General features: G+C 71.5%; 21 protein-coding genes and 1 pseudogene. 10 read left to right on the forward strand and 12 right to left on the reverse strand.

Features of this window, described 5'->3' with window-relative positions:
• Positions 1–153: 153 nt before the first annotated feature.
• Entirely contained in the window at positions 154–2,766 is a 2,613-nt protein-coding gene (locus ACFWYM_RS33545; RefSeq protein ID WP_384845945.1) for an ATP-dependent Clp protease ATP-binding subunit, read from the reverse strand.
• Between the two features lie 278 nt (positions 2,767–3,044).
• Here ACFWYM_RS33545 and ACFWYM_RS33550 point away from each other — a divergent pair, with 278 nt between their 5' ends.
• On the forward strand, positions 3,045–3,989 hold the full coding sequence (locus tag ACFWYM_RS33550; RefSeq protein ID WP_384845947.1) for an NADP-dependent oxidoreductase: 945 nt from the start codon (positions 3,045–3,047) through the stop codon (positions 3,987–3,989).
• 258 nt (positions 3,990–4,247) lie between these two features.
• Here the strand turns inward: ACFWYM_RS33550 and ACFWYM_RS33555 are convergent, their stop codons facing one another.
• Positions 4,248–5,045 carry an alpha/beta hydrolase fold domain-containing protein gene (locus tag ACFWYM_RS33555; RefSeq protein ID WP_384845949.1) on the reverse strand — a complete coding sequence of 266 codons (798 nt, stop codon included), beginning with the start codon at positions 5,043–5,045 and terminating at the stop codon, positions 4,248–4,250.
• 175 nt (positions 5,046–5,220) lie between these two features.
• Positions 5,221–6,945, reverse strand: a complete 1,725-nt coding sequence (locus ACFWYM_RS33560) for a PucR family transcriptional regulator (RefSeq protein WP_384845951.1) — start codon at positions 6,943–6,945, stop codon at positions 5,221–5,223.
• Positions 6,946–7,874: 929 nt separating this feature from the next.
• On the opposite strand from ACFWYM_RS33560, the gene uppS reads away from it, so the two are divergent.
• From uppS to ACFWYM_RS33585, 5 genes are all read left to right on the forward strand, one after another.
• Entirely contained in the window at positions 7,875–8,651 is a 777-nt protein-coding gene (gene uppS / locus ACFWYM_RS33565) for a polyprenyl diphosphate synthase (protein ID WP_384845954.1), read from the forward strand.
• A gap of 61 nt (positions 8,652–8,712) precedes the next feature.
• A complete protein-coding gene (locus ACFWYM_RS33570) occupies positions 8,713–9,753 on the forward strand; it encodes a terpene synthase family protein (protein ID WP_384845956.1) in 1,041 nt (346 codons plus the stop codon).
• Positions 9,750–11,135 (forward strand): cytochrome P450, encoded by a 1,386-nt coding sequence (locus tag ACFWYM_RS33575; protein ID WP_384845958.1) that lies wholly within the window; start codon positions 9,750–9,752, stop codon positions 11,133–11,135. Before ACFWYM_RS33570 ends, ACFWYM_RS33575 begins: the two co-directional genes overlap by 4 nt.
• 29 nt (positions 11,136–11,164) lie before the next feature.
• Positions 11,165–11,569: a DUF488 domain-containing protein gene (locus ACFWYM_RS33580; protein WP_384845960.1), complete on the forward strand. Its 405-nt coding sequence runs from the start codon at positions 11,165–11,167 to the stop codon at positions 11,567–11,569.
• 226 nt (positions 11,570–11,795) lie between these two features.
• Complete coding sequence (locus tag ACFWYM_RS33585) at positions 11,796–12,917, forward strand: hypothetical protein (protein WP_384845962.1); 1,122 nt, start codon at positions 11,796–11,798, stop codon at positions 12,915–12,917.
• Between the two features lie 54 nt (positions 12,918–12,971).
• Here the strand turns inward: ACFWYM_RS33585 and ACFWYM_RS33590 are convergent, their stop codons facing one another.
• The 3 genes and pseudogenes from ACFWYM_RS33590 to dhaK all read right to left on the reverse strand — a co-directional run bounded on the left by ACFWYM_RS33590 (position 12,972) and on the right by dhaK (position 15,227).
• Entirely contained in the window at positions 12,972–13,478 is a 507-nt protein-coding gene (locus ACFWYM_RS33590; protein ID WP_384846113.1) for a PTS-dependent dihydroxyacetone kinase phosphotransferase subunit DhaM, read from the reverse strand.
• A gap of 9 nt (positions 13,479–13,487) precedes the next feature.
• Positions 13,488–14,165 (reverse strand): annotated as a pseudogene (gene dhaL, locus ACFWYM_RS33595) (dihydroxyacetone kinase subunit DhaL); the annotation flags it as partial.
• Positions 14,166–14,231: 66 nt separating this feature from the next.
• The gene (gene dhaK / locus ACFWYM_RS33600) at positions 14,232–15,227 is read right to left on the reverse strand and encodes a dihydroxyacetone kinase subunit DhaK (RefSeq protein ID WP_384845964.1); all 996 of its coding nucleotides are present in this window, start codon (positions 15,225–15,227) and stop codon (positions 14,232–14,234) included.
• Between the two features lie 388 nt (positions 15,228–15,615).
• On the opposite strand from dhaK, the gene ACFWYM_RS33605 reads away from it, so the two are divergent.
• Both ACFWYM_RS33605 and ACFWYM_RS33610 read left to right on the forward strand, forming a co-directional pair.
• Positions 15,616–16,722 (forward strand): glycerol dehydrogenase, encoded by a 1,107-nt coding sequence (locus tag ACFWYM_RS33605; protein ID WP_384845966.1) that lies wholly within the window; start codon positions 15,616–15,618, stop codon positions 16,720–16,722.
• 97 nt (positions 16,723–16,819) lie between these two features.
• On the forward strand, positions 16,820–17,401 hold the full coding sequence (locus ACFWYM_RS33610; protein ID WP_384845968.1) for a hypothetical protein: 582 nt from the start codon (positions 16,820–16,822) through the stop codon (positions 17,399–17,401).
• A gap of 39 nt (positions 17,402–17,440) precedes the next feature.
• Here the strand turns inward: ACFWYM_RS33610 and ACFWYM_RS33615 are convergent, their stop codons facing one another.
• Positions 17,441–18,295, reverse strand: coding sequence for a Clp protease N-terminal domain-containing protein (locus ACFWYM_RS33615; RefSeq protein ID WP_384845970.1), 855 nt, complete (start codon positions 18,293–18,295; stop codon positions 17,441–17,443).
• Between the two features lie 340 nt (positions 18,296–18,635).
• Complete coding sequence (locus ACFWYM_RS33620) at positions 18,636–18,908, reverse strand: hypothetical protein (RefSeq protein ID WP_384845972.1); 273 nt, start codon at positions 18,906–18,908, stop codon at positions 18,636–18,638.
• Positions 18,909–20,883: 1,975 nt separating this feature from the next.
• Here ACFWYM_RS33620 and ACFWYM_RS33625 point away from each other — a divergent pair.
• Together ACFWYM_RS33625 and ACFWYM_RS33630 are read left to right on the forward strand one after the other, a co-directional pair.
• On the forward strand, positions 20,884–22,005 hold the full coding sequence (locus ACFWYM_RS33625; protein WP_384845974.1) for a glycosyltransferase: 1,122 nt from the start codon (positions 20,884–20,886) through the stop codon (positions 22,003–22,005).
• Between the two features lie 64 nt (positions 22,006–22,069).
• Positions 22,070–22,504, forward strand: a complete 435-nt coding sequence (locus tag ACFWYM_RS33630; RefSeq protein ID WP_384845976.1) for a hypothetical protein — start codon at positions 22,070–22,072, stop codon at positions 22,502–22,504.
• Between the two features lie 33 nt (positions 22,505–22,537).
• Here the strand turns inward: ACFWYM_RS33630 and ACFWYM_RS33635 are convergent, their stop codons facing one another.
• From ACFWYM_RS33635 to ACFWYM_RS33650, 4 genes are all read right to left on the reverse strand, one after another.
• Complete coding sequence (locus tag ACFWYM_RS33635; protein ID WP_384845978.1) at positions 22,538–22,927, reverse strand: VOC family protein; 390 nt, start codon at positions 22,925–22,927, stop codon at positions 22,538–22,540.
• A complete protein-coding gene (locus ACFWYM_RS33640; RefSeq protein WP_384845980.1) occupies positions 22,924–23,217 on the reverse strand; it encodes an ArsR/SmtB family transcription factor in 294 nt (97 codons plus the stop codon). The genes ACFWYM_RS33635 and ACFWYM_RS33640 overlap by 4 nt, the downstream gene beginning before the upstream one ends.
• Before the next feature lie 180 nt (positions 23,218–23,397).
• Positions 23,398–23,739 (reverse strand): STAS domain-containing protein, encoded by a 342-nt coding sequence (locus ACFWYM_RS33645; RefSeq protein ID WP_384845982.1) that lies wholly within the window; start codon positions 23,737–23,739, stop codon positions 23,398–23,400.
• Between the two features lie 129 nt (positions 23,740–23,868).
• A complete protein-coding gene (locus ACFWYM_RS33650; RefSeq protein WP_384846115.1) occupies positions 23,869–24,918 on the reverse strand; it encodes a bile acid:sodium symporter family protein in 1,050 nt (349 codons plus the stop codon).
• Positions 24,919–24,948: the final 30 nt, after the last annotated feature.

Genomic DNA, 24,948 nt, shown 5'->3' on the forward strand with positions numbered 1-24,948 from the left:
GGGGGGGGGGGGGGGGGGGGGGGGGGGGGGGGGGGGGGGTGGGGGCGCGCCGCCCCCCCCCCGCTCGCCTCGCTGTCCCCACCGCCCCGGTACTCCGGAGCGCGACGGTTCGACTCGGTCACGGCACGTCAGGTCGGGTCGGAGCGGGCCGGGTCAACCGGCGGATCCGGCGGATCCGGCGGCGCCGCCGTCGTCCGCATGAGCGCCGCCGTCGTCCGCACCGCCTGCCGCCTTCGAGGCCGTGGGCCTGCCGATCGAGCACACCAGGGCATCGTCCTTGACGTCGGCGACGATGGTGTCGCCCGGTTCGGCCTCGCCGCTCAGGAGCAGTGAGGCGATGCGGTTGTCGAGTTCGGTCTGGATGGTGCGGCGCAGCGGACGGGCGCCGAACTCCGGCTGGGTACCGTGCGCGACCAGCAACTTCTTTGCCGCTTCGGTCACTTCGAGCTGAAGGCCCTGGGCGCGCACCCGGCGTTCGCTGCGCTTGAGGAGGAGGTCGAGGATGCGGGTCAGGTCCGCCTCGCCGAGGCGGTGGAAGATGATGGTCTCGTCGATGCGGTTGAGGAACTCCGGGCTGAGGAAGCCCCGCAGGTCCTGCTTGAGGTCATCCTTCAGTGTCTGGTCAAGGGCTCCGCCTTGGGCGGAGACGTCGCCCTGGTGCGCGAGGATCCGCTGGGCGCCGATGTTCGAGGTCATGATGACCACGCAGTTGCGGAAGTCGACGGTGCGGCCCCGGGAGTCGGTGAGCCGCCCGTCGTCGAGGACCTGCAGCAGCGTGTTGAAGACGTCCGGGTGCGCCTTCTCGATCTCGTCGAAGAGCAGCACGCTGTACGGCTGTCGGCGCACCTTCTCGGTCAACTGCCCGGCCTCGTCGTGCCCGATGTATCCGGGCGGGGCACCCACGAGCCGCGAGACGGTGTGCTTCTCCTGGAACTCGCTCATGTCGAAGCGGACCATCCGGCTCTCCTCACCGAAGAGCAACTCGGCCAGGGCCTTGGCCAGTTCGGTCTTGCCGACACCGGTCGGTCCGAGGAAGAGGAAGGAGCCGACGGGCCGGTTCGGGTCGCCCATGCCCGCGCGGTTGCGGCGCACCGCCTCCGCGATGGCGAGCACCGCCTCGTCCTGGCCCACCACGCGCTCGTGCAGCGCCTCCTCCAGCTTGAGGAGCTTCTCCTTGTCGCTGGCGGTGAGTTGGTTGACGGGGATGCCGGTACGGCGGGAGAGCACCTCGGCGATGTCGGCCGCCGTCACCTCCATGACGCCCTCGCGGCGCTCCTCGATGCCCGCCAACTCGCCCTGCGCCTCGGCGATCTGCCGCTTCAGGCCGGACGCCTTCTCGAAGTCCTCGGCGGCCACCGCCTCGTCCTTCTCGCGGTTCAGCTTGGCGAGCCGGTCCTCGCGGCTGACGACTTCGGTGGACTTGCCGAGCGAGCGCAGCCGGACGCGGGCGCCGGTCTGGTCGACGAGGTCGATGGCCTTGTCGGGCAGGAAGCGGTCGGAGACATAGCGGTCGGACAGCTCGGCGGCGGCCACGAGGGCGTCGTCGCTGTAGCGGACCTGGTGATGCGCCTCGTAGGAGTCCCGCAGGCCCTGAAGGATCTCGACGGTCTCCTCGACGCTCGGCTCGGGGATGAGCACCGGCTGGAAGCGCCGCTCCAGGGCCGCGTCCTTCTCGATGTACTTGCGGTACTCGTCGATGGTGGTGGCGCCCACGACGTGCAACTCGCCCCGGGCCAGGGCGGGTTTGAGCATGTTGCCCGCGTCCATGGCCCCTTCGCCGCCGGCGCCCGCGCCGACGACGGTGTGCAGCTCGTCGATGAACAGCACGGTCGACTCCGTGGCCCCCTTCACCTCGTCGATGACCTTCTTCAGGCGCTCCTCGAACTGCCCCCGGTACTGCGCCCCCGCCACCAGACCCGACAGGTCCAGCGAGATGACCCGCTTGCCCGCCAGCGTCTTGGGCACCTCTCCCGCGACGATCCGCTGCGCGAGCCCCTCCACGATCGCCGTCTTGCCCACCCCCGGCTCACCGATGAGCACCGGATTGTTCTTGGAGCGCCGGGAGAGGATCTCGACGGTCTGCTCGATCTCGTCGGCCCGCCCCACGACCGGGTCGAGCCTGCCCGCCTTCGCTTCCTCGGTGAGGTCACGCCCGTACTCGTCGAGGGTCGGCGTCTCACTGGCCTGTCCCCCGCCCGTGCCCCCGCCCGCCGTCGCGCCCGTGTCCCCACGCGGCGCCGATGTGAGGGCGCCCCGCAGCCGGTCACCCTCCGCCCCGGCCGCGGCCAGCAGCTTGGCGGCGCCGGAGTCGGGGTCGTCGAGGAGGGCGGCGAGGATGTGCTCCTGCCCGATGTACGAGACTCCGGCGGCCTGCGAGTACTCGAAGGCGGCGCGCAGCACGCGCTTGGCGGACGGCGTCAGATGCGGTTCGGCGGACGGGGTGGCGCTCTCGGCCGGGAGCACGTCGTCGAGCAGCTCGGCGAGCTTCTGCGGCTCTGCTCCCGCGCGGGCGAGGAGGGTGCGGGCGGGGTCGACCTGGGTGGCGGCCCAGAGCAGGTGTTCCGTGTCCAGATCGCTGCTGCCGTCCCGTACGGCACGGCTGGTGGCCTGTTCGATCAGCTCGCGCGCCGAGTCCGTGAGCAACTGCCCGATCGGCACGCGCTGCACGGCGGGCGGCGACGCGGCGGGCGAGGTGCCGAAGAACCGATTGAGGAGATCGGCGAACGGGTCCGAGCCGCCGAAGGAGCCGAAGGAGGGCATGGTCATGAGGGCCGTCCTGGGAGGGTCAGGGACATCGGGGACGGAGAGGTCCGGGTCGGCCCCAGGCCGGGGCCCGGGGCGTTCGCTCCCCAGTCGAACACTGGTCCGCGGGAACGGCACACGGCGCCGGGGGCGGCTCGGCCGGTCAGGTGACAGGTCGGGCTGCTCGGGGCCGGGGTCCGGGGTCCGGGGTCCGGGGCGAATCGCGATCGGCGCGATGTCGCCTCGGCGGCTGCGCACCACGGGGGGAATGGGGCATCGACCCAGCCCGGTTGCACCGCACCATGAAGGCAATCGGTGTTCATGAGTTCGGCGGTCCGGAAGCGCTGCGGTTCCTGGAGCTGCCCGAACCCCAGGCGGGCCCCGGCGAGGTCCGCATCCGCGTGCACGCGGCCGCCGTGAATCCGGCCGACGTCCTGCTGCGGACCGGCGGCCACGCCGTGCGCATGTCCGACCGCGAGCCCCCGTTCGTGCCCGGGATGGACGCCGCGGGCGTGATCGACCAGCTCGGGCCCGGCACCGACGACCGGCTGGCCGTGGGCCAACGGGTGGTCGCCATGGTGCTGTTCACCGGCCCGCACGGCGGCGCCTACGCCGAGCAGGTCGTGGTGCCCGCCGCCTCGGTGGTTCCGGCGCCCGCGGGCGTGGACCTCCCCGCCGCCGCCACCCTCCTGATGAACGCCATGACGGCACGCCTCGCCCTGGACGCGCTGGCCCTGCCGCCCGGCGCGACCGTGGCCGTGACCGGGGCGGCCGGCGCGGTCGGCGGGTACGCGGTCGAGCTGGCCAGGGCCGACGGCCTGACCGTCATCGCGGACGCCGCCCCGCACGACGTCGACCGCGTACGCGGACTCGGCGCGGACCACGTCGTCGAGCGCGGCGCCGATGTCGCCGCGCATGTGCGCGCGCTGGCGCCCGACGGCGTGCCCGGCCTCGTGGACGGCTCGATGCAGACCACCGAGACCGTGCCCGCCCTCGCCGACGGCGGGACGCTGGCCGAGCTCCGCGGCTGGTCCGGCCCCGCCGAACGCGGCATCAGCGTGATCCCGGTGATGGTGACGGACGGCATCACCGACACCGAGGGGCTGAGCGCGCTGAGCCGCCGGGCCGAGGAGGGCCGCTTGACCCTGCATGTCGCCGACGTGCTGCCCGCCGAGGAGGCCCCCAAGGCCCACCGCCTGCTGGAGGCCGGCGGGCTGCGGGGCCGGTTGGTGCTGGACTTCTCCTGACCTGACGGGGCCGCTGTGGGGGCGTCGGGGGTGCGGGTGCCTGGCTCGCCGAAGAGGCCGGTGATCGGGTTCATCCGGTTCAGAGGGTCCGCGCGCGGCGTCCGGGGGCGTGCGGCCCTCCGCACCCGGCCGGATCAGCGCCTTGGACGGCAGGTCGACGCCTGCGGCGCCGGTCGGGCGATGCCCGGCTCGCCCGGCGGGCGACGAGCTACGAGCTACGAGCCACGGGCTACGGGCTACGGGCAAAGACCAGCCCCCTCAACGCCCCGTCCCCGTAGCCTCCTTGAGCGCCTCCCCCAGCCACTCCCGCAGCTCCGCGTCCGTGTGGAGCACGCCGTGGCCGGTGTCGGGCAGCTGGCGCAGGTCGACGTCGCAGCCCGCGCCGAGGAGACGGCGGGCGTAGCCGCGTACGTCGTCGAGGACCGGATCGAGCAGGCCGACCGCGACGACGGCGGGCGCGAGCCGGGACAGGTCCGTCTTCTCGTACGGGGTGAGAGGCAGGGCGGGGTCGGGCGGGGCGCTGCCCTGGTAGGTCTGCCAGGCGTCGAGCAGATCGGTGCGGGAGGGGCCTACCAGGGCGGGGTTGGTGTACGAGGCGGCGCGGCAGTGTGGGTCGAGGGGTGGGTAGGCCAACACCTGGGCGGCGAGCGGCTGTTGGCGGTCGCGGCGGACGACGGCCGCACTGGCGGCGAGGGTGGCTCCGGCGCTGTCCCCGCCGACCGAGACCGGCTCCCCCTGGTCCGCTCGTTCCTGCGCCCACTCCAGGGCGGAGAGGACGTCGAGGAGGGCCGCCGGATAGGGGTGCTGCGGGGCCAGGCGGTAGTCGACGCCGACGACCCGTACCGAACCGGTGCGGGCGAGGTCGTCGAGGGCGGACGCCCACTCCGCCACCGAGCCGGAGCGCCAGCTGCCGCCGTGGGCCCACACCAGCCAGCCGCGGGCGCCGGGCACGTCGCCGAAGACCCGGACGGGCGCCCCCGTGCGCGTACTGCCTCTAGTGGCGTCGTCGGCCATGGCCACGTGCTCCCGCTCCTGCCGTCGGTCGGTCCTCGGCACCCTTCATACGGTCATTCAGGCACGTACCGTGCGGTCCGGCATCCTGGCCGGGGTGCCGCCCGGCGTGGACCCGTGACCGATACCCGGCCCGGTGCCCGAATCAGCCACTCGAATCAGCAGATCGAACCAGCCACTTGAGTCAGCCGCTCGAATCAGCCGCTCGAATCGGCTGGGCTCAGTCCCGCTGTCCGCCGCCGTCGTACGCGCCCATCAGCCGCAGCTGCAGCATCGCGGCGAACCGGGTGGCCGGGTCCCCCAGGTCGAGCCCGCCCACCTCGCTCACCCGGCGGATCCGGTAGCGGAAGGTGTTGGGGTGCACGAAGACGCTCGCGGAGGCGGCGATCACGTCGCCGAACGCGTCCAGCCAGGCCCGCAGCGTCTCGACGAGGCGGGCGCCGTGCCGGGCGTCGTAGGCGGCCAACTCGGCGAGCGGGCCGGAGAGTTCGTCGCGGTTGGCGATGGCCAGGTCCCGCATTTCGAGGAGCAGGGCGTCGATGTGGACGTCCCCGATCGCGGCGACGCGCCGTGCGGCTCCGCCGTCCGGGCCACGGGAGCCGTGGCCGCCGTGCGAGCCCTGGACCCCACGCGAGCCCTGGATCCCGTACGAGCTGTGCAGGCCGTGGAACAGGACGCGCAGGGCCCGGTCGGCGTTGGCCCGTGAGCGGGCGAGCGCGGCGGGTTCGGCGGCGACCGAGCCGATCCCGATGACCGCGCCGGTCCGCTCGCCCGTGCGCTCAAGGAAGTTGGCGGCGACCTGGACCGCCCGCTCCCGCGCGAAGGCCGAGTCCTCCGCCGCCGGGACGACGGCGTAGGCCACGTCGCCGAGCAGCGCCACCGCGGACCGGGGCTGCACGGCCGTGAGGTGGACGGCCAGCGCACTGGTCAGCCGCTGCCGCTCCGCGGCGATCTCCGCGTGGTCCACGGCCGCGCCCGCCTCGAGGCCGAGCGCCAGCACGAGCAGGGGTTCGTCCGCGAGCCCGAGCCGCCCCAGTGCCTCGACCGCGCCGGAACCTCCCTCGAGCGCGGTGCCCACCAGGTCGGCGCGCAGCCGGTTCTCCGCGTCGGCGCCCGCGCGATGGCGCAGCATGTGCAGGGCGACGAGCCCCGCCGCCTCCCGGAACGCCTCCTCGCGTTCCTTGGTGAGCGGCTGACGTACGGTTGCCCACACCGAGCCGAGTATCTCGCCCCCGGCCCGTACCGCGATCGCCACCCGTGGCAGCGCGGCCTCGTCCCCCAGAGTCGGCGGCGGTATGTGGACGGGCAGCTCGCTCCGGTACAGCTTCTCGAAGACGCCGTGTTCCTCGTGGATACGCAGATAGCGCTCGGGCACGCGCCGGGCCAGGATGCTCGCCACCCGGGCCGGGTCGGCCTCGTCCTGGCGGCCGGAGAAGGCCAGGATGCGGGAGCCGCGGTCCTCGATGGTGATCGGTGCGTCGAGCAGCGTCGCGATGGCGTTGGCCAGGGCGAAGAGGTCCCCGGACGGCACCCCGCCCAGCGTCTGCTCCCCGGCCTCGCCCACGTCCCCCTCGGACAGCAGCGTCCGCAGCATCGCCGCCAGCTGGGCCCAGGAGGCGCCACGTGTGAGGGCCAGCAGCGCGACACCGCTGTGCGCGGCCGCTTCCGCGAGGTCGGCCCGCCCCTCGACGGGTCCGCGCACCACGAGCGCCGCCGCACCCAACTCGCCGAGCTCTCCCAGGAGTTGGACGGTCTCGTCGGTCCCGTGGACGCCGACCCCGAGGACGATGGCCCGCTCGGGGTAGTGCTGCTCGTCGTGCGGGTCGTGGATCCCGACGCCGCCGAGCTCTCCCACCGTGCCCGGTTCCCCGTGGAGCAGGTCGAGCAGCGTGGGGCCCAGGTCCTCGAGCACCCGGCTCAGACCTCGGGCAGGACGCGTCGACATGTGCCTGATCATCTCCGCAGGTTAGGGCGCGTGCGCCGCTGCGCGTTCGTACGTACGAACGAGATTACGCACCTGTTCTCGTCCGCCGAAACGAATGATCTCTGTGAGGGGTGCCACAGCCGGTCGGGGCCCGGACCAGGAGGCGCACGGTCCCCGAGGAGCACGAGGGCTACCAGGACCAAGAGGGCCACGAGGGATTCCGTGGAGTCGTCCCGGCGGGCGTCCCGGCCGGCAGATCCCAACTCTTCAGGATCCCCGATTCCGGACGCTCGCGTCGCACCTTCACGAAACACGACCTTTCGCATCGGTGACGGTTCACGCTGATCCCTTGGCACCACGTCCCCGGGGCCGGGCGGCGGCGGGCGACAGCGAGGGCCGTGCGGCGCGAACGCTGCGCTGCGAGGCGGGTCTTGAGCGCCCTCGGCAGGAGCCGTGGGGGGCCTCCGATTGGGGTGTGCGCACGTCAAGCGCCGCTGGACGCGCCTTTGCAAATCCGGCGAAGCGGAGAAGGATTTTGAGAGCAAGCCGCCGCTGGCAGCCGCCTCGTGGACGCAGGGAGACTGGGCCGGACTCCTGATCGTGTGCACGGGACGGTGTGGACCAGGGCGCAGGCACCACGCCCTATGAGGCACCGCGCCCACCTCAGGGGCGCCCTCTGCTGGAGTCCGTTTCCACCTCCGAGGATCCGCGCGGCCTCCGGCACCTCCCGCACCCGGCGGGGCGGGGTCGACCCACCCCCCCTGCCTGCTGCCGCTCGCCTGCCTCGCACTCACCGGCCCCGCCCCGCTCCTTGCCTTGCCTCGCCTCGCTCGTAGAGCCCGCTCGTGAAGCCCGCTCGTAGACCGCGCTCGTACATCCCCCCCTCGCACAGCCCGCTGGATTCGTATCGGCCATGCCTGCCTTGGCCCCCGGCGATAAGGAAGTGCCCGATGAGTACTCCTCCGCGCGCCCCCTCCCCCACCACAGGTCTGGCCGAGCTGTCCGGTCCGGCCGCGACACCGGAGAGACTCCCCCGGTCCGCGGAGACCAGGAGTCCGCGTCACGTCGCCTTCATAGTGGACGGGAACCGTCGGTGGGCACGCGCCCACGGCTGCCCCGTCGAGCAGGGTCACCGGGAGGGTGCGGACAACATCTGCCGGGCCGTGCGCTGGTGCGAGGCCGTGGGCATCGAGACCACCACGTGGTGGCTGCTCTCGACGGACAACCTCAACCGCGCCGCGCCCGAGCTCCACACGCTGCTGGACGTCATCCTCGAACTGACCCACCAGCTGGCGGCGGCCGGGTACTGGAGAATGCGTCACCTCGGGGATCCCCGGCTGCTCCCCGACGCGCTGGCCACCGCGCTGAGCGAGGCCCAGACCAGCACCTGTCACAACCCCGGCCCGCAGATCAACTTCGCGGTGGGCTACAGCGGCAGGCAGGACATCCTCGCCGCGGCGCGCCTGATCGCCGACCAGGCGGTCACGTCCGCCGGCTTCTCCGTGTCCGAGTGGTCCTTCGCCCAGGCCCTGTCCACCGTCGGGCTGCCCGATCCGGACCTGGTGATCCGCACCTCCGGTGAACAGCGCCTGTCCGGGTTCATGCTCTGGCAGGCAGCGCTCTCGGAGCTGTACTTCTGCCCGACCCTGTGGCCCGACTTCACCCAGTCCGACCTGCACCGCGCCCTGGCCTTCTACGCCAACCGCCAGCGGCGTTTCGGAAAGTAACCAGGAAAGTAACCAGGAAAGCACTCGGAAAGAAGCAAAGAAGCCAGGAAGGAACTGCACCATGCCTGAAGGTCCTCTCCTGTTCCCGTTCCCCGACCTCGAGATGGCGAAGGACATCTCCGGTTCCTTTCAGCCCCTCAAACCCTGGCTGCTCTCCCATCTGGGAAAGGGGCGTGCGACCTATCCGGCTCATCCGCAGACCACCCGCCTGGAGTCCGCGATTCTCGCCTGGGCAGCGGACCTCGAAATGAGCAAGGAACACCTCCAGGTGACGGTCGAGGCGACTCCCGGCCACCTCGTGGGGCTCTTCGCCCCGCAGGCCCCGTGGAATGTGCTGCTGCCGCTGACCAAGCTGCAGATGATCCTGTTCTGGCTGAACACCGTGGACCTCGGCAGTGATCAGCCGGTCGGCCATCTCATAGAGCCCGCGAGAGCGACCCTGGAGGGCAGGAAAGCGCCGTCCGGCGGGCCGGACATCCTCAGGCCGATGGCCAGTCTGCGCGACGACATCATCGCGGCGGGCGGAGCCGCACTGCTCCCCGGCTTCACGGATCTGATGCTGGGATTCCTGCACGAATACACGCATCGGCAAGCCTGGGAGGGCGGAGATCCCCTCCCCAGCCTGGACCGGTACCTGCAACACCGGACCCGCACGGCGGGGATCGTGCTCGGCATGTGGGTGCAGAGACTTCAGCCGGGCCTCGTCGGCCCGGGCGAGGAACTTCCAGAACCCCTGCTTCAACTCATGAAGCAGGGAAGCCTCCTCGTGGGTCTCGACAATGATCTGCACAGCTGCCACCTGGCCGCCGATTCGGGAGAAAGGCTCAGCCTTATCGGCGTCATCTGCCAGGAATACGGAATCCCCGTGGACATGGCCTTCTCCTGTGCGCTCACCCTCAACGCGGTCATGCGCTACGAGAACGCCAACACGGCTGCCGCGATCTGTGCGGACCCCTCCCTGCCCGACGCGGTGAAGAGGCACGCCCAGGCGATCTTCTACTGGGTCGACTCCGTCTACACATGGTCGTTGGAGACGCCCCGCTACGGGCGGCTGCAGAGCATCGACGGCGGGACCGGCCAGCAGACGGCGGGGCGGACATGAAGAGCCTGCGTTCGGTGCCCAGGGCGCCCAAGTCACTGCCCCTCGTCGGTCATCTGATGCCGCTGATGCGCAGCCCGCTGGAGTTCCTCAACTCCCTTCCCGCGCACGGGGATCTCGTCCGCGTCCAGCTCGGCCCCTTCACCCTGGTGGTGATCTGCGATCCCGAACTGACCCGGCAGGCACTGGTCGAGGACCGCGTCTTCGACAAGGGCGGCCCCATCTTCGACCGGGTGCGGGAGGTCGTGGGCGACGACGGGCTGGCCAGCTGCCCCTACAGCGCGCACCGGCGACTGCGCCGGCTGACCCAGCCCGCCTTCCACCCGGCCCGGCTCCCCGACTACGCGAAGGCCATGAGCACCTGCATCGAGGAGGTGGCCGACTCCTGGCACGCCGGGCAGACCCTGGACGTGTGCACGGAGATGATGACCATCACGTCCAAGGTCACGGCCGCCACCCTCTTCTCCGGCGCGCTGCCGCCAGGCGAACTCGGCCCGGTCCTGGACGACGTGAAGACCTTCTTCGACGGCTTCTACCAGCGCATGTTCATGGTCCCCCCGCTGGACCGGCTCCCCACCTCCGGCAACCGCTCCCACCTGCGCGCACGCGCCCGCCTCCGCGGCGCCTTCGACCAGATCATCGCGCAGCACCGGGCCGAGGGCGTCGACCGCGACGACCTGCTCTCCGCCCTGCTCTCCGCCCACGACCCCGAGGACGACCGTCGCGGCCTGACCGACGCGGAGGTCAGCGACACGATCGTCACCTTCTTCCTCGCCGGTACGGAGACCACCGCCGCCCTCCTGGGCTGGGCCCTCGACCTGCTGGCCCGCCACCCCGAGGTCGAGCGGCGCCTGCACGCCGAGGTCGACTCCGTCCTGACCGGCAGCACAGCCACCCACGCCGACCTGCCCCGCCTCGAACTGACGGAGCGCATCATCACCGAGACCCTCCGGCTGCGCCCGCCCGGCTGGATCTTCACGCGCACCGTCACCGCCGACACCCGCCTGGGCGGCCACCTGCTACCGGCCGGCAGCAGCGTCGTCTACAGCCCCTACCTCATCCACCACCGCCCCGACCTCTACGACCACCCCGAGACCTTCGACCCCGACCGCTGGGCCCCGGATCGCCCGCAGCCGCCCCGCCACTCGCTCCTCCCCTTCGCCACCGGTGCCCGCAAGTGCATCGGCGACACCTTCGGGATGACCGAGGCCGTCCTCGCCCTCGCGACCATCACCGCCCGCTGGCGCCTGACGCACCTGCCCGGCCAACAGGTCCGCCCCGCCCTGGGGTTGGCCCTGCGGCCGCGCAGGCTCCACATGCGGGCCACGCCCCGCGTCGGCGCCCCGCCCCAGAGATGCGCTCCCGCCCCCGCCGACCTAGCCTGACGAAGGGACCGCCGTACCAAGGAGTCCATATGCCCACGTCCGCGTCCGCCGCCTCTCCCGTCCGAGTGCGCCGCATCTACGACCCGCCCGAGCCCGACGACGGATACCGCGTCCTCGTGGACCGCCTGTGGCCGCGCGGCGAGTCGAAGGAGAAGGCCCGCCTCGACGAGTGGCTCAAGGACGTGACGCCCTCCAACGAACTGCGCAAGTGCTTCCACGGCGGCGAGGGGACGTTCGAGCAGTTCCGCCACCGCTACGAGACGGAGCTGAAGCAGCCGGAGGCCGCCCAGGCCCTGGCCCACTTGATCGACCTCTCCCGCCGCGGCCCCCTCACCCTCCTCACCGCCGCCAAGGACCCCGAGCACTCCCATACGGCGGTGCTCCTGGCCGCCGTACGGGAGGCACCGGCACCACGGCATCAGCAGCAGAGCTGACCGGCGGCCCCCACGGCGCTCCTCGGCCGCCGCCACCAGCACGTCGCCCTCCCGCGCCGGTGCCACAAAAGCGATGTCACATGACCGAAACTGCACCTCTCGATACGTCATGTGACGCATTGACCCCGCAGCGCGGTCACGGTTGCATGCATGTGGTCATCCGGTGGGGAGCCGGAGAAGACCAGGGATGAGACATGTCTCAACTGGGGGGAAAATGAGGGGAATCGTGCATCGGAGCGCCACCAGACGTGTGCGGGCCGCCGCCTTGAGCTCGGCGGTCGCGGTGGCCGCTGTCTGCGCGGTCACGATGGCGCCGCCCGGAGCCGCCTCGGCCCGACCCGCGGCCGCCTCGGGCGTCGGGGCCGCCGGCGGAGCCGGTGTCGAGAGGATCAGTGTCGCGGACGACGGCACGCAGGCCGACGCCGACTCCGCCGGCGCCTCGATCACACCCGACGGTCGACGCATCGTCTTCTTGTCGTCGGCCACGAACCTGACACCCGACAACCCGACGGGAGGCAAGCGGGTGTTCGTCCGCGACCAGCGGACGGGACAGACCAAGCAGATGAGGAGCAACTACTCCCCGCTCGGGGCCCCGGTGATCAGCGGTGACGGGCAATACGCCGCCCATTGGGCGCAGTTGTTCAGAGACACGAAGGTCTTCCTGGCACAGGTGAGCTCGGGAAGCGTGATCGGCATCAACTGCTCGGGCCTCAGCTGCAGTCAGCCGTCGCTCAGCGCGGACGGCCGCTACATCGCCCAGGTCGCCACCTTCAATCGGCCGCCTTCCCGGCAGCACATCGAGGTGCTCGACTGGCACGCCGACACCAAGGTGACCGTCGCCGAGTTCGACCACACCGCCTCGTCCCGGCCGTCCATGAGCGGCGACGGCCGCCGTGTCGCCTACCAGGACGGCCAGACGAAGGACGTCTTCGTGTGGGACCGGACCACCGGCACCAGCTCCGGCCCGATCGAGGGCCCCGCCAAGGAGGCGACACTCGTCCAGCTCAGCAAGGACGGCAGCAAGGCTGTCTACCTCTCGGGCACCGACACCTACGTGTACGACGTAGGCGCCGGCACCGCCCAACTCGTCCCGAACGTACGGGGCGTGGCCATCGACCCCACCGGCCGCTACCTGCTCCACGCCCCGGGCGGCACGAGCGGGCCCTCCCTCTCGCTGCGCGACCTGCCAGCGGGCACCGACGAGACCGTGTCGAACCAGCCTGCCTCGGCCGAGACCGACGCCGTCAGCACCGGCGGACGCGACGTCGTCTTCCAGTCCACGGCCGACGACATCGTGCCCGGCGACACCAACGGCAAGTCGGACGTCTTCGTGCGCCGCTTCTACTGACCGCCCCGGGGCGCCGCCCCGGCTGCCGCCCTCACCGCCCGTGGTCCACCATGCCTACCTCTTACGGTAGTTACGGGCGTCCTCGCCCGCCGCCACCACCATGTCGAGGTCCGCCCCGACCGACGCCGTGACGACGACGCCGACCGCGCCCTCGACGAAAGGAGCGTCCACGATCCGCGTGTCGGCGGGCATCGTGCGGTCGTCGGAGCCGGAGAGCAGGGCCTGCACCGTCAGGACGGCGCTGCCCATGTCGCACAGGACGGCGACGCCCTTGCCCTCGTCGGCCTTGAGGGCGGCCGCGTGGATGCGCTCGGCGCTCGTACCGATGCGGCAGTCGTCGGTGCCGCCGGCGGCGAGGACGGGGGCGATGCCGCCGGAGCCGACCATCGCCTTCGCCAACTCTGCGGTGGACGCGGCCACTTCGCGGCTGTGCGACACCAGGACCACGCCGACCCTTCCGCCGCCGCCCTCGGGGGTGGTCGGCTCTTCCGTGGCCGGCTCCTCTGCGGCCGAGGAGTCGGCGGTGGGCTGCTCCGCCTCCGCCGCCACCGGCTCCGGCACCCACGCCGGGTCGGCGGCCAGGAGCAGCGCGTCGAAGAGCACCACCACGGAGTTCGCCCCCGCGTCCTGGTGGCCGACGCTGCGCTCCCCCAGGTAGCTGGCGCGGCCCTTGCGCGCCTGCATGGCCTCGGTCGCGTCGGCGCCCGACCGGGCCGCGGCCCGCGCCGCCGTGAAGGCTTCGGTGACCGACGTGGACGCCCGCGTCTCGAGCGCGTCGAGCGCCGGCACGAGCGCGTCCAGGAGCGTCGCATCGCCCGGAACGGCGCCGCCCAGCTTGCCGACGCTCAGCGCACCGGCCCGCAACGCGGCGCCCAACTCGGCCACCGTGACGCTCTCTTGGGCGCTCAGACGCTTGCCGGTGCGCCGCAGCGCCGTACCGAAGAGGGGGCCAGAGGCGCCGCCGACGGAGTTGGTGAGCGTGGTGCCCGCGAGGCCGAGGACATCGCCGGGGGCGGCGGGCGGGTTCTGCTCGGCCGCCTCGCACACGGCGGCGAAGCCGCGCACCATGTTCGCGCCGTGGTCGCCGTCGCCGATCGCGGCGTCGAGGGCGGTGAGCCGGGCGCCCTCGCGCCGGAACAGCTCCGCGGCGGCCGTCAGCCAGCGCCGGAAGTAGGCGGCGTCGAGGACAACATCGGAGGCGACGTCGGGGGTGGCCTCGCGGGCGTCGGGGAGGGGGGACTCGGTCATGGCTGTTCTTCCTGTTCTGCTCTTCCCGGCGGGGGTTCGCGGCGCCGGTCGGGTGTCTCCGGCGCCTCAGGCGCCCCAGCGCAGCGACGGGGTGTGCACGGGGGCGTCCCACAGCCGCAGCATCCGCTCGTCGGCGCGGCACAGGGTGAGGGTGCAGCCCGCCATGTCGAGGCTGGTGACGTAGTTGCCGACGAGGGAGCGGGCGACCTGGATCCCGCGGGCCGCCAAGTGGCGCTCGACCTCGGCGCGGACCACGTACAGCTCGATGGGCGGGGTCGCCCCGAGCCCGTTGACGAGGAGGATGACCGGGGCGCCGCCCTCCTCGGGAAGGTCTTCGAGGATCGCGTCGAGCATGCTCTCGGTGACCTCGGCGGCGGTGCCGAGGCGGGCCCGGCGGCGGCCCGGCTCGCCGTGGATGCCGACGCCCAACTCGATCTCGTCGGGGCCGAGTTCGAAGTTGGGGGTGCCATTGGCGGGCGTCGTGCAGGAGCTGAGGGCCACGCCGAAGCTGCGGCTGAGCTCATTGGTCCTGCGGGCCGTCGCGGCGACCTCGGCGAGCGGCGCGCCCTCCTCGGCGAGCGCACCGGCGAGCTTCTCCACGAAGAGGGTGGCGCCGGTGCCGCGGCGTCCGGCCCCTTCGCCGCGGGCCACGGCCACGTCGTCGTCGACGACGACCGTCTCGACCTTGATCCCGTCGTCGTCGGCGTCCTCGGCGGCCATGCCGAAGTTGAGGATGTCGCCGGTGTAGTTCTTGACGATGTGCAGCACACCGGCGCCCGAGTCGAGCGCGGGGGGCGCCGCGCCGATCCGGTCGGGAACCGGCGAGGTGAAGACGGGCCCGGCCACGGCCGCGTCCAGCATGCCGGTGCCCACGAACCCGGCGTGCAGGGGCTCGTGGCCGCTGCCGCCCCCGGACAGAACGCCCACCTTGCCGGGAACCGTGCCGCCCGCCCGGGTCACGATGCCCGCCACCGGGTCCACGGAGAGCTCCGGGTGGCTCGCGGCCATCCCCCGCAGCGCATCGGCGACGACGGTCTCCGGAGCGTTGATGAGCTTCTTCACGACGGTTCTCTCCCTTGAATACCGAAGAAATCAGAGCGCCATAAGACAGAGCGCCGCGAAAACCCCCGAAAATGCGGTCGGAAATCTCGGTGCGACCCTGCTTCCGTCAGACATTACCCGCGCCCTGAACGCGCTCACCGACCTTTGGTCCCGCGATCGACCGACTTAAGTCCCCAGTACGAACACCCATATTCTGACGTGCAGTTACCTGCGATGAGTCCCGGCCCGAACCCCTGCCATTGGTCCCGGACGCAACGGCACAAAGACCCCTGCGAGGCGACAACACCTGTGTGCAATGCTCTGGTTCACCAGCCGCCGGAGGAATATCCCGGGCGCTTTTGATTTACCGACTGGAGAACGAGTCACCGTGAACAACGTCGTTACGCGCATGCTCATCAGTCCCCCGAAGTACGTCCAGGGCGCAGGCGCCATGCACCAGCTGGGCGAGCACGTCTCCGCGCTGGGCGACCACGCCCTCGTCATCGCGGACGACGGCGTGTGGGGATTCGCCGGCGAGACGGTCGAGAAGTCCCTCGCCGGCGCGGGCATCACGCTGACCCGGGAGACGTTCGGCGGCCTCTGCACACAGCAGGAGATCGACCGGATCGCGGCCCGGGTGCGCGCGACGGGCGCGAACGTCGTGGTGGGCATCGGCGGCGGCATGACCGTGGACACCGCGAAGTCGGTGAGCTTCACCTGCGACGGCATCCCGTCGGTGAGCGCCCCCACGGTGGCGTCGACGGACGCGCCGACCAGCGCACACGCGGTCATCTACTCCGAGAGCGGCGCGTTCGAGCGCTACTTCTTCGGCCTGCACCGCAACCCCAACCTCGTCCTGGTCGACACCTCGTACGTAGCGGCCGCCCCCAGCCGTTTCATCGTCTCCGGCATGGGCGACGCGCTGGCCACCTGGTACGAGGCCCGCACCTGCGTCCAGGCGCGCAGCACCGCCATGGCCGGCGGCCTGGCCACCGAGGCGGCCCTCGCCCTGGCCCGGCTCTGCTGGGAGACGCTCATGGAGTACGGGGTCCAGGCCAGGCTGGCCGCCGAACAGCACGTCGCGACGCCCGCATTGGAGAAGATCACCGAAGCCAACACGCTCCTGTCCGGCCTCGGTTTCGAGAGCTGCGGCCTGGCCGCCGCCCACGGCATCCACAACGGCTTCACCTCCTCGCCCAGGACCAGCACCTTCATGCACGGTGAGAAGGTCAACCTCGGCACGCTCGCGCAACTGGTCATGGAGGGGGCGCCGACCGAGGAGCTCGACACGTTTCTCCGCTTCAGCCGCTCGGTCGGCCTCCCGACGACGCTGGCCGACATCGGCCTGGCCGACCCCGGCCGCGAGGAACTCCTCGCGATCGGCCGCGCGGCCACCGCCGAGGGCGAGACCACGCACAACATGCCGTTCACGGTGACGGCGGAGATGGTGGCGGACGCGCTGCTGGCGGGCGACGCGTATGCGCGCGCGACGGCGGGCAAGCCCGGCGCCGCCTGACGCGACCGCACAGTTCACTCACTGACCCCGGGGACCGGTCCAAGTGACCAGCCCCCGGGGCCACTTGCTGTGGTCCGCAAGGCTAACGTTGCCCTTCATGGGTGCAGCGATCACCACCGTCCTCCTCGCGTTCGTCGGCTACCTCGTCACCTACCTCAACGGCCTGCGACTGGCACAGCGCCAGGAGCGTCTGGCCCGCATCAACCGCCAACTGAGCGAGCTCTACGGACCACTCCTCGCACTGACCGAGATCAACAGCCGCGTGTACGGGGCGTTTTCCGACCGCCACCCCCGCCCCGACGGCCGCTCACCTCTCCAACACGCCCCGGACGAGACGCCGTTGACGGATGAGGAACTGGCGGAGTGGCGCCTGTGGCTCACCAAGGTGTTCCTGCCCAACCACCAAGCGATGCGCGACGTCCTGGTCACGAAGGCGGACCTCCTCCGCGAGCCCCATATGCCGCCGGTCCTGCTGGAGGTCTACGCCCACGCCTCCTGGGACGAGCTCACGGCGGCCCGCTGGGACCAGGGCGACCTCACCCTCGAACAGCCCCCTGAGCCCTTCCCGATGACAGAGATGCGCCGCTACGTCCGCGACAACTTCGACCAGCTCAAACAGGAACAGGCGGCCCTGCTGGGGCGCCGGCGCCTCGGCCTTGGACGCCCTTTCAGCCGGTGACACGCGGGCTGGCCGGTCCGGCCGGTCCGGCCGGCCCGGTCAGGCGCCGAGTGGGGCGGCCAGCGCGCCGACCAGTTGCCGAGCGCGTGTCTCCTCTCCCAGGAGCGCCTCGACCAGGGGGCCCGTGCCCGGATCGGCTGTCGAGTCCGGACCCTTGGTCTTCTCGTCGATGTACTGCTCGACAGGCCGGGCATCGGACGTCAGGCGAAGACGGCCATCGGCGGTCAGGGCACTGTGAACCGAGGCGTAGTCGATGCCAAGACGGACCAGCCGCTCACCGCCCGCGTACCGGGAGCCGGGACCGCGGGTGCCTTCCTCCGCCAAGTGCGGGTACCGGAGGGCCACTTCGTGGGTGGCCAGGACCGCGAGCAGCACGTGCTCAGTGCCCACCACGTCACTGCCGACACGACGCGCCTGCTCGTACGTCTCCATCCGGACCCACCAGACGGGCCGCGCCGCCCAGTTGACCCCGCCGAGCCTGAGTAGCCACCGCGTCCACAAGGGCGCCCGGCGGTAGTGGCCGCGGCCTAGGAGGACATCGCGGGTGGCGTGCAGCAGGGGATCGAGGCTGTCCTCTTCCCGACTGGTGTCGCCGTCGAGGCGGGCGAGTACGGCCTGCGGTGAGATGCCGCACGCGCCGAGCACCTCCACAGCGCGGTTCTCCCCCTCAAGCCCAAGGAGTCCCCGCAGCAGATGCCCGGCGCCGAACCTCTTTGCGTCCTCCCGCCGGGCCAGTTCCATCGCGGCGGTCAGCGCCCTGGCCGCGGCACCGGTGTAGCGGGTGCGCTGCTCGCCCTCCTCCCCCAGGATGTCCTTCTCGGTGACGCTTGCCTCTGCGTCGTCGTCGGCGCTCCACGCGTCGTCCCGGTCCGAGCGGTCCCGCACCACCGCCAACAGCGCGACCTTGGTCGCCCCTTCGGCCGCGAGCGCCTCGCGTGCCGCCCTTGGCCGTGGTGATGCCGGCCAGCAGGTGCTCGCTGCCGATGGGTCCCCCGGTGCCCGACCGCGCACCGCGCGCGGCCCCCAGAATTCCTACGACGTTCCAGTTGGGCGACTTGGTCGCTTCCATGCGGCCCTCCTCTTCTCACTGGGTCCTGCGCAGCAGCCTTCCTGACCGGAGCGGGTACGGCATCGCCCCGCAGAAGGACCTCGTTCTGCACCCTGAGACAGACAGATGGACAGCACGTCCGCAGGCAAGGTCACCAGCCGTCCGCCCGCCTACGAGTCGCCCGGCTCACGAGCCATAGGAAAGGCACTGCGCATACGCGGTGATCGGGAAGGTGGCTCCGGCGTTGTTGTCGTCCTGCTGGTACGAGACCTGCCACGAGTTGTTGACCGTGTTCGACTTGCTCTCCCAGAACCAGGCTTTGATGTCCGCTGACGTGCGGTCGATACGAGTGCCGTGCTCGAACCCTCCGCCGACCACGACGGTGCCGCTCGGGCACGTGGCGGTGACCGTGACCAGGCCCTTCGCGGAGTTGGGCAGGTTCTTCGTCTCGCCCTTCACCTGCTGGACGGACAGGCTCTTGGTCGGACCTGCGGGTCCGGTGGCACCTGTGGCTCCGGTCGCTCCAGTGGCACCGGTCGCGCCGGTCGCGCCGGTCGCGCCAGCAGCACCAGTTGCACCAGTGGCACCTGCGCTTCCTGGAGCACCGTCCGCCCCCTTGGCTCCATCCGCACCCGTCGCCCCGGTCGGACCTGTCACACCAGCCGCACCAGCCGCACCAGCCGCACCAGTTGGCCCCACGGCCCCGGTGGGTCCGGTCGCACCGGTGGGGCCGGCGACTCCTGCCGCACCGTCGCTGCCCTTGGCCCCGTCCGCACCCGTCGCCCCGGTCGCCCCGGTCGGACCCGTCGCCCCGGTCGCCCCGGTCGGACCCGTGGCCCCAGTGCCTCCGGTGGCTCCGGTGGCTCCGGTGGCTCCGGCTGCCCCATCGGTGCCAGCAGCACCCTGCGCGCCGGTGGCACCGGTCGGCCCTGTCGGACCGGTGGGTCCGGTCGCACCCGTGGCGCCTACCGCACCATCAACTCCCTTGGCGCCGACCGTACCTGTCGGCCCCGTCGGGCCGGTGGCTCCGGTCGCGCCGCTCGGCCCGGTGGGCCCCGTAGCACCGGTCGCACCCACAGCCCCATCGACACCGGCCGCGCCCTTCGCCCCGGTCGCACCCGTGGCACCCGTGGCACCCGTAGCACCCGTCGGGCCGGTCGCACCTGTCGCCCCGGCTACACCATCAGTCCCCTTGGCCCCCGTAGCTCCGGTAGCTCCGGTAGCTCCGGCCTGACCTGTAGCACCGGTCGCACCCACAGCCCCATCAGCACCAGTTGGACCGGTCGCACCAGTAGCCCCCGTCGGCCCGGTCGGGCCAGTCGGGCCAGTCGGGCCAGTCGGGCCCACAGCCCCCGCAGTCCCATCCGTTCCCTTCGCCCCGGCAGGCCCGGTCTCCCCTGTCGCGCCCGTCGCGCCCGTCGCCCCAGTTGGCCCAGTTGGCCCAGTTGGCCCGGTGTCCCCCTTGGGACCCTGCAAGCTCTCCTGAAAGTCCTTCCGCGACCCACCCCCATTAGTCGTCTGCCATTCCTCGTACACCGACTTCCCCGGGTCGCCCTTCTGCCCCGTCTTCCCCTGCGGCCCCGTGTCCCCCGTCGGCCCACGCCCGCCCGCGGTCCCGGCCGGGCCCGTCACACCCGCAGGACCCGCAGGGCCAGTTGCCCCCTTCGGCCCGGCAGGCCCGGCAGGCCCCGCCGGGCCGGTAGGACCGACGGGGCTGACGGCCCCGGTCGTCTCCGGCGTACGGCACCACGGCACCGACGCGCTGTTCCGCACATACCGCGCACTCATCCACCCACTGCGATCAGCGAGCTTGTACCAGATGCCGTTGCCCTTGATCCGCTGCCCACGGACCTTGCACTGGATCGACACCCGGGCCCCGGTCGGATAGATCCGCACGGACCGGGACGCCATCGTCGGCCGCGTCCGTACGTGCTGGCCGATCCGGGAAATGATCCGGCCCCCGACCACCGCCCGCGACGCGACCTCCGTGACGGCACGCTCCGCCTCCGCCGCAGGCATGGGAGGCATGGACTGCCCCGGTGGAGCCGCCGCCGCGGTCGTCGGGCACAACGACAGCGTCATCCCCAGTGAGAAAACGCTGAACGTCGAACGGAGCGCCAGGTCCCGATGGTTCGGACTGAGCATGATCGCGCGGACCCCTCTCGGAGAGTCAGGCAGAAGGAAGGACAAGCCGCTAGCAGGATCGAGTGGCGAACAGTTCGTCAGCCGAACCACGCGGCGAGGCACGCCCACATGGCCGCACGGGATCACGAACAGGGGTGATCCCCTGCCTCCCCTCGCCCGACGTCTCGTTCTGCTGAATGCACCGTCCGCCGCAGGTCAGCGGGGATCCCACTGGTCCACCGGCCCACCGGCCCACCGGTCCACCGCCCCCACTCCCCGCTGCCCCATGAACCACCCGATGAGGCACCCCATGACCGACCGCCCCCGCAAGCCCACCATCTGCCTCTGCATGATCGTGAAGGACGAGGCACAGGTGATCGAACGCTGTCTCGCCTCGGTCCGCGAGCTGGATCTGATCGACTCCTGGGTCATCTCCGACACCGGCTCCACCGACGGCACCCAGGACCTGGTCCGCAAGGCCCTCGACGGCATCCCCGGCACCCTCCACGAAGAGCCCTGGCAGGACTTCGGCCACAACCGGAGCCGGAACATCGCCCACGCCCTCGGCAAGGCCGACTACTTGCTGCTCATCGACGCGGACATGGTCGTACGCCAGGACGCGCCCCTGCCGCCGCTCGACGCCGACTCGTACATGCTCAAGCACGCGGGAGACATGGAGTACCGCATCAAGCGCCTGGTACGAGGGGACATCGCCTGGCACTACGAGGGCGCCACCCACGAGTATCTGACGAGTGATCAGGACCATGGCCAGGAGCACCTCGACGCCCTGGTCATCGAGCACTTCGCCGACGGCGGATCGCGCGGCGACAAGTTCGAGCGCGACGCGCGGCTGCTGCGCCGGGAGCTGGAGCGCAACCCCGGCAACAGCCGCGCCGTGTTCTATCTCGCCCAGACCTTGCGGGACTTGGGCGAGACGAGCGAAGCCATCGACCTGTACGAGCGGCGGGCGCGCATGGGCGGCTGGGAGGAGGAGATCTATTACGCCTTGCTGCAGTCCGGTGTCCTGCGCGCCGACTCCGGGGACTGGCCGGGCGGCATGGACCGCCTGGTGCGCGCCTGGGAGTCACGGCCGCAGCGCCTGGAGGCCACGTATGAACTGGCCTCCCGGTTGCGCGGGCGGAAGTGCCACCGGGCCGCCCACGCCTACGCGAGCGCGGGTCTGAACCGGCCGCGCCCGGCGGACGATCTGTTCGTGGAGCCCTGGGTCTACCGGTGGGGCCTGCTCTTCGAGTACTCCATCACCGCGTACTGGACCGGCGACATCGCCGCCTCCGTCGCCGCCTGCGACCGGCTCCTCGCCATGCCCGACCTTCCGGACACGTATCGCGAACAGACCGTCTCCAACAGGAAGTTCGGCATCAAGCTGGTGCCGCAGACGTACAACCTGCGGATGCCCGAGCCCGTCTGGTGAATCCCGCACCCCAAGAGATGGCGGCTCTTGACCTGAACCACGCTTGAGGGATCACGCTGGTCGCATGACGACCACAGACAGCGGAACCACAGACAGCGGAACCACGGACAGCGGAACCATCCTCTTCCGCAACACCATGCGCATCACCGACGGCCACCTCGACGGCTTCCGGGACGCCATCGCGCAGGCGGTGGCGTTCGTCGAAGAGCACGGCCCGCAGCTCATGGTGGAGGTGTTCATCGACGAGGAGCGGATGCTGGCGCACAGCTTCCAGCTCTACGGCGACTCCGACGCCATCCGCACCCACTGGCGCCTTTCCGATCCGTACATACGGGAGGTCATGGAGCACTGCACCGTGCAGCGCTTCGAGGTGTTCGGGGATCCGGACGACGACATCGTCGCGGCCCTCAGGACGCCCGACGGCGTACCGTTCCCCTTCGGCCTCTCGCCCCGCCTGACCGGCTTCACTCGGCTGCAGCACCCGCGCGCCGCCGCCTGACCGACCGCGCCGGGGAGCGCTGTGCGCAGCGCCTCACGGGAGGCGCACGATCTGGATCAGGTTGCCGCAGGTGTCGTCCAGGACCGCGGTCGTGACGCCGCCCATCTCCAGCGGCTCCTGGGTGAACTCCACGCCGAGCTCGCGCAGCCGCTTGAACTCGCCCTCGACGTCGTCCACGGCGAACGAGGTGGCCGGGATGCCGTCCTCGACCAGCGCCGTCTTGTACGGCTGCACCGCGGGGTGGCCGGAGGGCTCGAGGAGCAGTTCGGTGCCCTCGGGGTTCTCCGGCGAGACGACGGTCAGCCAGCGGGCCGGGCCGCCGAGCGGGATGTCGGTCTTCTTCTCGAAGCCCAGCTTCTCGGTGTAGAAGCGCAGGGCCTTCTCCTGGTCGTCGACGAAGACACTGGTGACGTAGATCTTCATGGGGTGCTCTCCGGTGGTTCGGGCTTGAGCCACCGGGTCACGATGCGCTCAAGGGGTTCGGTGTCGAGGTCGTGGAACTTGTAGCGGCCCTGGCGTCGCGAGACGACCAGACCGGCGGTTTCGAGCACGGCCAGATGCTGGCTGATCGCCTGGCGCGACAGGCCGAGGCCGTGCTTGGTCGTGAGCCGCGCGCATATCTCGAAGAGGGTCTGGCCGTCGCGTTCGGTCAGCTCGTCGAGGATGAGCCGACGGGTGGGGTCGGCCAGGGCCTTGAAGACATCCTCTGCCATGACCACCACCATAGGCAAGTCGCGGCTTGCCTATCAATCGGAGCCCGCCCCCATGGCCTGCGCCTCCGGGCTCCGGGCTCCAGGCGCAAGCCTCATCCCCATGGCGCAGCTCCCGCCGCGCGGCCTGTGGCACCGGCACCCGCACCCGCACCCGCACCCGCAGCGACAACTGACGATCCGTCACGTCACCGGTGGGTCGCGGGGCTCGTCAGGTCCGGCGAAGAAGAGCTTCGCGGTGCCGGTGATGTCGAGTACGCGCCGGACCGGCACAGAGGCATCCACGAGTCGCAGGGTGCCGCCGCGTGCCGTCGTATGGCGCTGGTACTTGGTGAGCAGGTTCAGGGCGCTGGAGTCGGCGAACGTCACCTGTAACAGGTCGAGTTCGCAGTACCGGCCCTCGCATTCGGTGAGGGCGCGGGCGAGTTCGGGGGCGGTGGCCACATCGAGGTCGCCCGCGACCCGGACCAGGACCAGGTCGGGGAGTTCGACCACGTCAACGGCGAACGGCATCTCTCGCGGCACGCGCACTCCCCCCAGATTGAGTTGTGGCCGACGGCAAGCACGGCCACGGACGGACAGGGCACCGGCCACAGCCTTCCGGGGGCGTATGCCCCGTGCAACTCCCAGCATGCTCGTCGACGTCCGGCAACTTCAGGTGGTGACGCGCTGCCGCGCTCCCCGCGCGGGGCCAGGTGGTCGTGCCGCACCTCCGGCCACGATCTTCTGGAGCAGGCTGTACGCGAGGACCGGCAGCAGCACTTCGGGGCGGTGGGAGAACCAGCCCGCGGCCAGGACGGCCGCCGCACTGCTGTTGTTCATGCCGGTGGCGAAGGTGAGGGAGATCCGCTCCGGCTCGGCGCACCGCGTCCAGGCGGACAGCCGACGGCCGCAGCAGAAGGTCAGACAGCACACCGCGCCCGATGCGGCGAGGGCCAGCACCAGCAGGTCGGCATCGGGGTGGGCGAGCGCTTGCCCCAGTGCACCCGCGGCGTTGATGTAGCAGAGCGCCAGGATGTTCACCAGGTTGACGGCCTTGACGGCGGGCAGGACCCGCCGGGCACGCTGCTCCCCGAGCACGGCGCGTACGACGATTCCGGCGAGGCACGGCAGCACCACCGCCACCACCGCGAACACCCCGGCCCCGGACCGGGCGACGAGGTCGACCTTGGCCGTGTCGTCCAGCGCTCCGGCACCGTCGGGTCCGACGAGTCGACCGGCCAGATGGATGCCGAGCGGCACGGTGAGCGGGCTGAGCAGGGTGGAGCCGAGCACCATCGCGACGACCAGCGGGACGTTGCCCCCGGCGTGCTGCCCCCAGGAGGCGGCCCCGCCCGCGATCGGCATCGCCAGGACCAGCATCAGCCCGACCACCAGCCCCTCCGCCTCCGCAGGGTCGGGCCAGGCGCGCAGGCCGAGGGCGACGATCGGCAGTACGAGCAGGGGAAGCAGGGCATTGGCGGCGATGCCGAGCACCAGCCGCGCCGGCCGGGACGCCACGCCGCGCAGTTCGGCGACGCGGACCCCCAGACCGGCGTTGAACAGCATCACCGCAAGCAGCGCCATCGGCACCGTCAGCGCAGGCGCGCCCGCGCCGATCGACACCTTCAGCGCGCGCAGCGCCTCGCCGGGGGCGGGGCAGGCACCGGCCAGTACATAGCAGGCCAGCATCAGCCCCAGCAGCCACCGCTGCACCCATGCCATCACGCAGCAGAGCCTAGCGGTCACCCATTG

This window comes from Streptomyces sp. NPDC059009 (assembly GCF_042740175.1).
Lineage (GTDB): Bacteria > Actinomycetota > Actinomycetes > Streptomycetales > Streptomycetaceae > Streptomyces.

Coding starts and splice junctions, on each gene's coding strand:
- ACFWYM_RS33545 (WP_384845945.1), bottom strand. CDS start 2,766: ATGACCATGCCCTCCTTCGGCTCCTTCGGCGGCTCGGACCCGTTCGCC.
- ACFWYM_RS33625 (WP_384845974.1), top strand. CDS start 20,884: ATGACCGACCGCCCCCGCAAGCCCACCATCTGCCTCTGCATGATCGTG.
- ACFWYM_RS33630 (WP_384845976.1), top strand. CDS start 22,070: ATGACGACCACAGACAGCGGAACCACAGACAGCGGAACCACGGACAGC.
- ACFWYM_RS33580 (WP_384845960.1), top strand. CDS start 11,165: ATGCCCACGTCCGCGTCCGCCGCCTCTCCCGTCCGAGTGCGCCGCATC.
- ACFWYM_RS33610 (WP_384845968.1), top strand. CDS start 16,820: ATGGGTGCAGCGATCACCACCGTCCTCCTCGCGTTCGTCGGCTACCTC.
- ACFWYM_RS33550 (WP_384845947.1), top strand. CDS start 3,045: ATGAAGGCAATCGGTGTTCATGAGTTCGGCGGTCCGGAAGCGCTGCGG.
- ACFWYM_RS33570 (WP_384845956.1), top strand. CDS start 8,713: ATGCCTGAAGGTCCTCTCCTGTTCCCGTTCCCCGACCTCGAGATGGCG.
- ACFWYM_RS33560 (WP_384845951.1), bottom strand. CDS start 6,945: ATGTCGACGCGTCCTGCCCGAGGTCTGAGCCGGGTGCTCGAGGACCTG.
- ACFWYM_RS33635 (WP_384845978.1), bottom strand. CDS start 22,927: ATGAAGATCTACGTCACCAGTGTCTTCGTCGACGACCAGGAGAAGGCC.
- ACFWYM_RS33605 (WP_384845966.1), top strand. CDS start 15,616: ATGCTCATCAGTCCCCCGAAGTACGTCCAGGGCGCAGGCGCCATGCAC.
- ACFWYM_RS33650 (WP_384846115.1), bottom strand. CDS start 24,918: ATGGCATGGGTGCAGCGGTGGCTGCTGGGGCTGATGCTGGCCTGCTAT.
- ACFWYM_RS33575 (WP_384845958.1), top strand. CDS start 9,750: ATGAAGAGCCTGCGTTCGGTGCCCAGGGCGCCCAAGTCACTGCCCCTC.
- ACFWYM_RS33640 (WP_384845980.1), bottom strand. CDS start 23,217: ATGGCAGAGGATGTCTTCAAGGCCCTGGCCGACCCCACCCGTCGGCTC.
- uppS (WP_384845954.1), top strand. CDS start 7,875: ATGAGTACTCCTCCGCGCGCCCCCTCCCCCACCACAGGTCTGGCCGAG.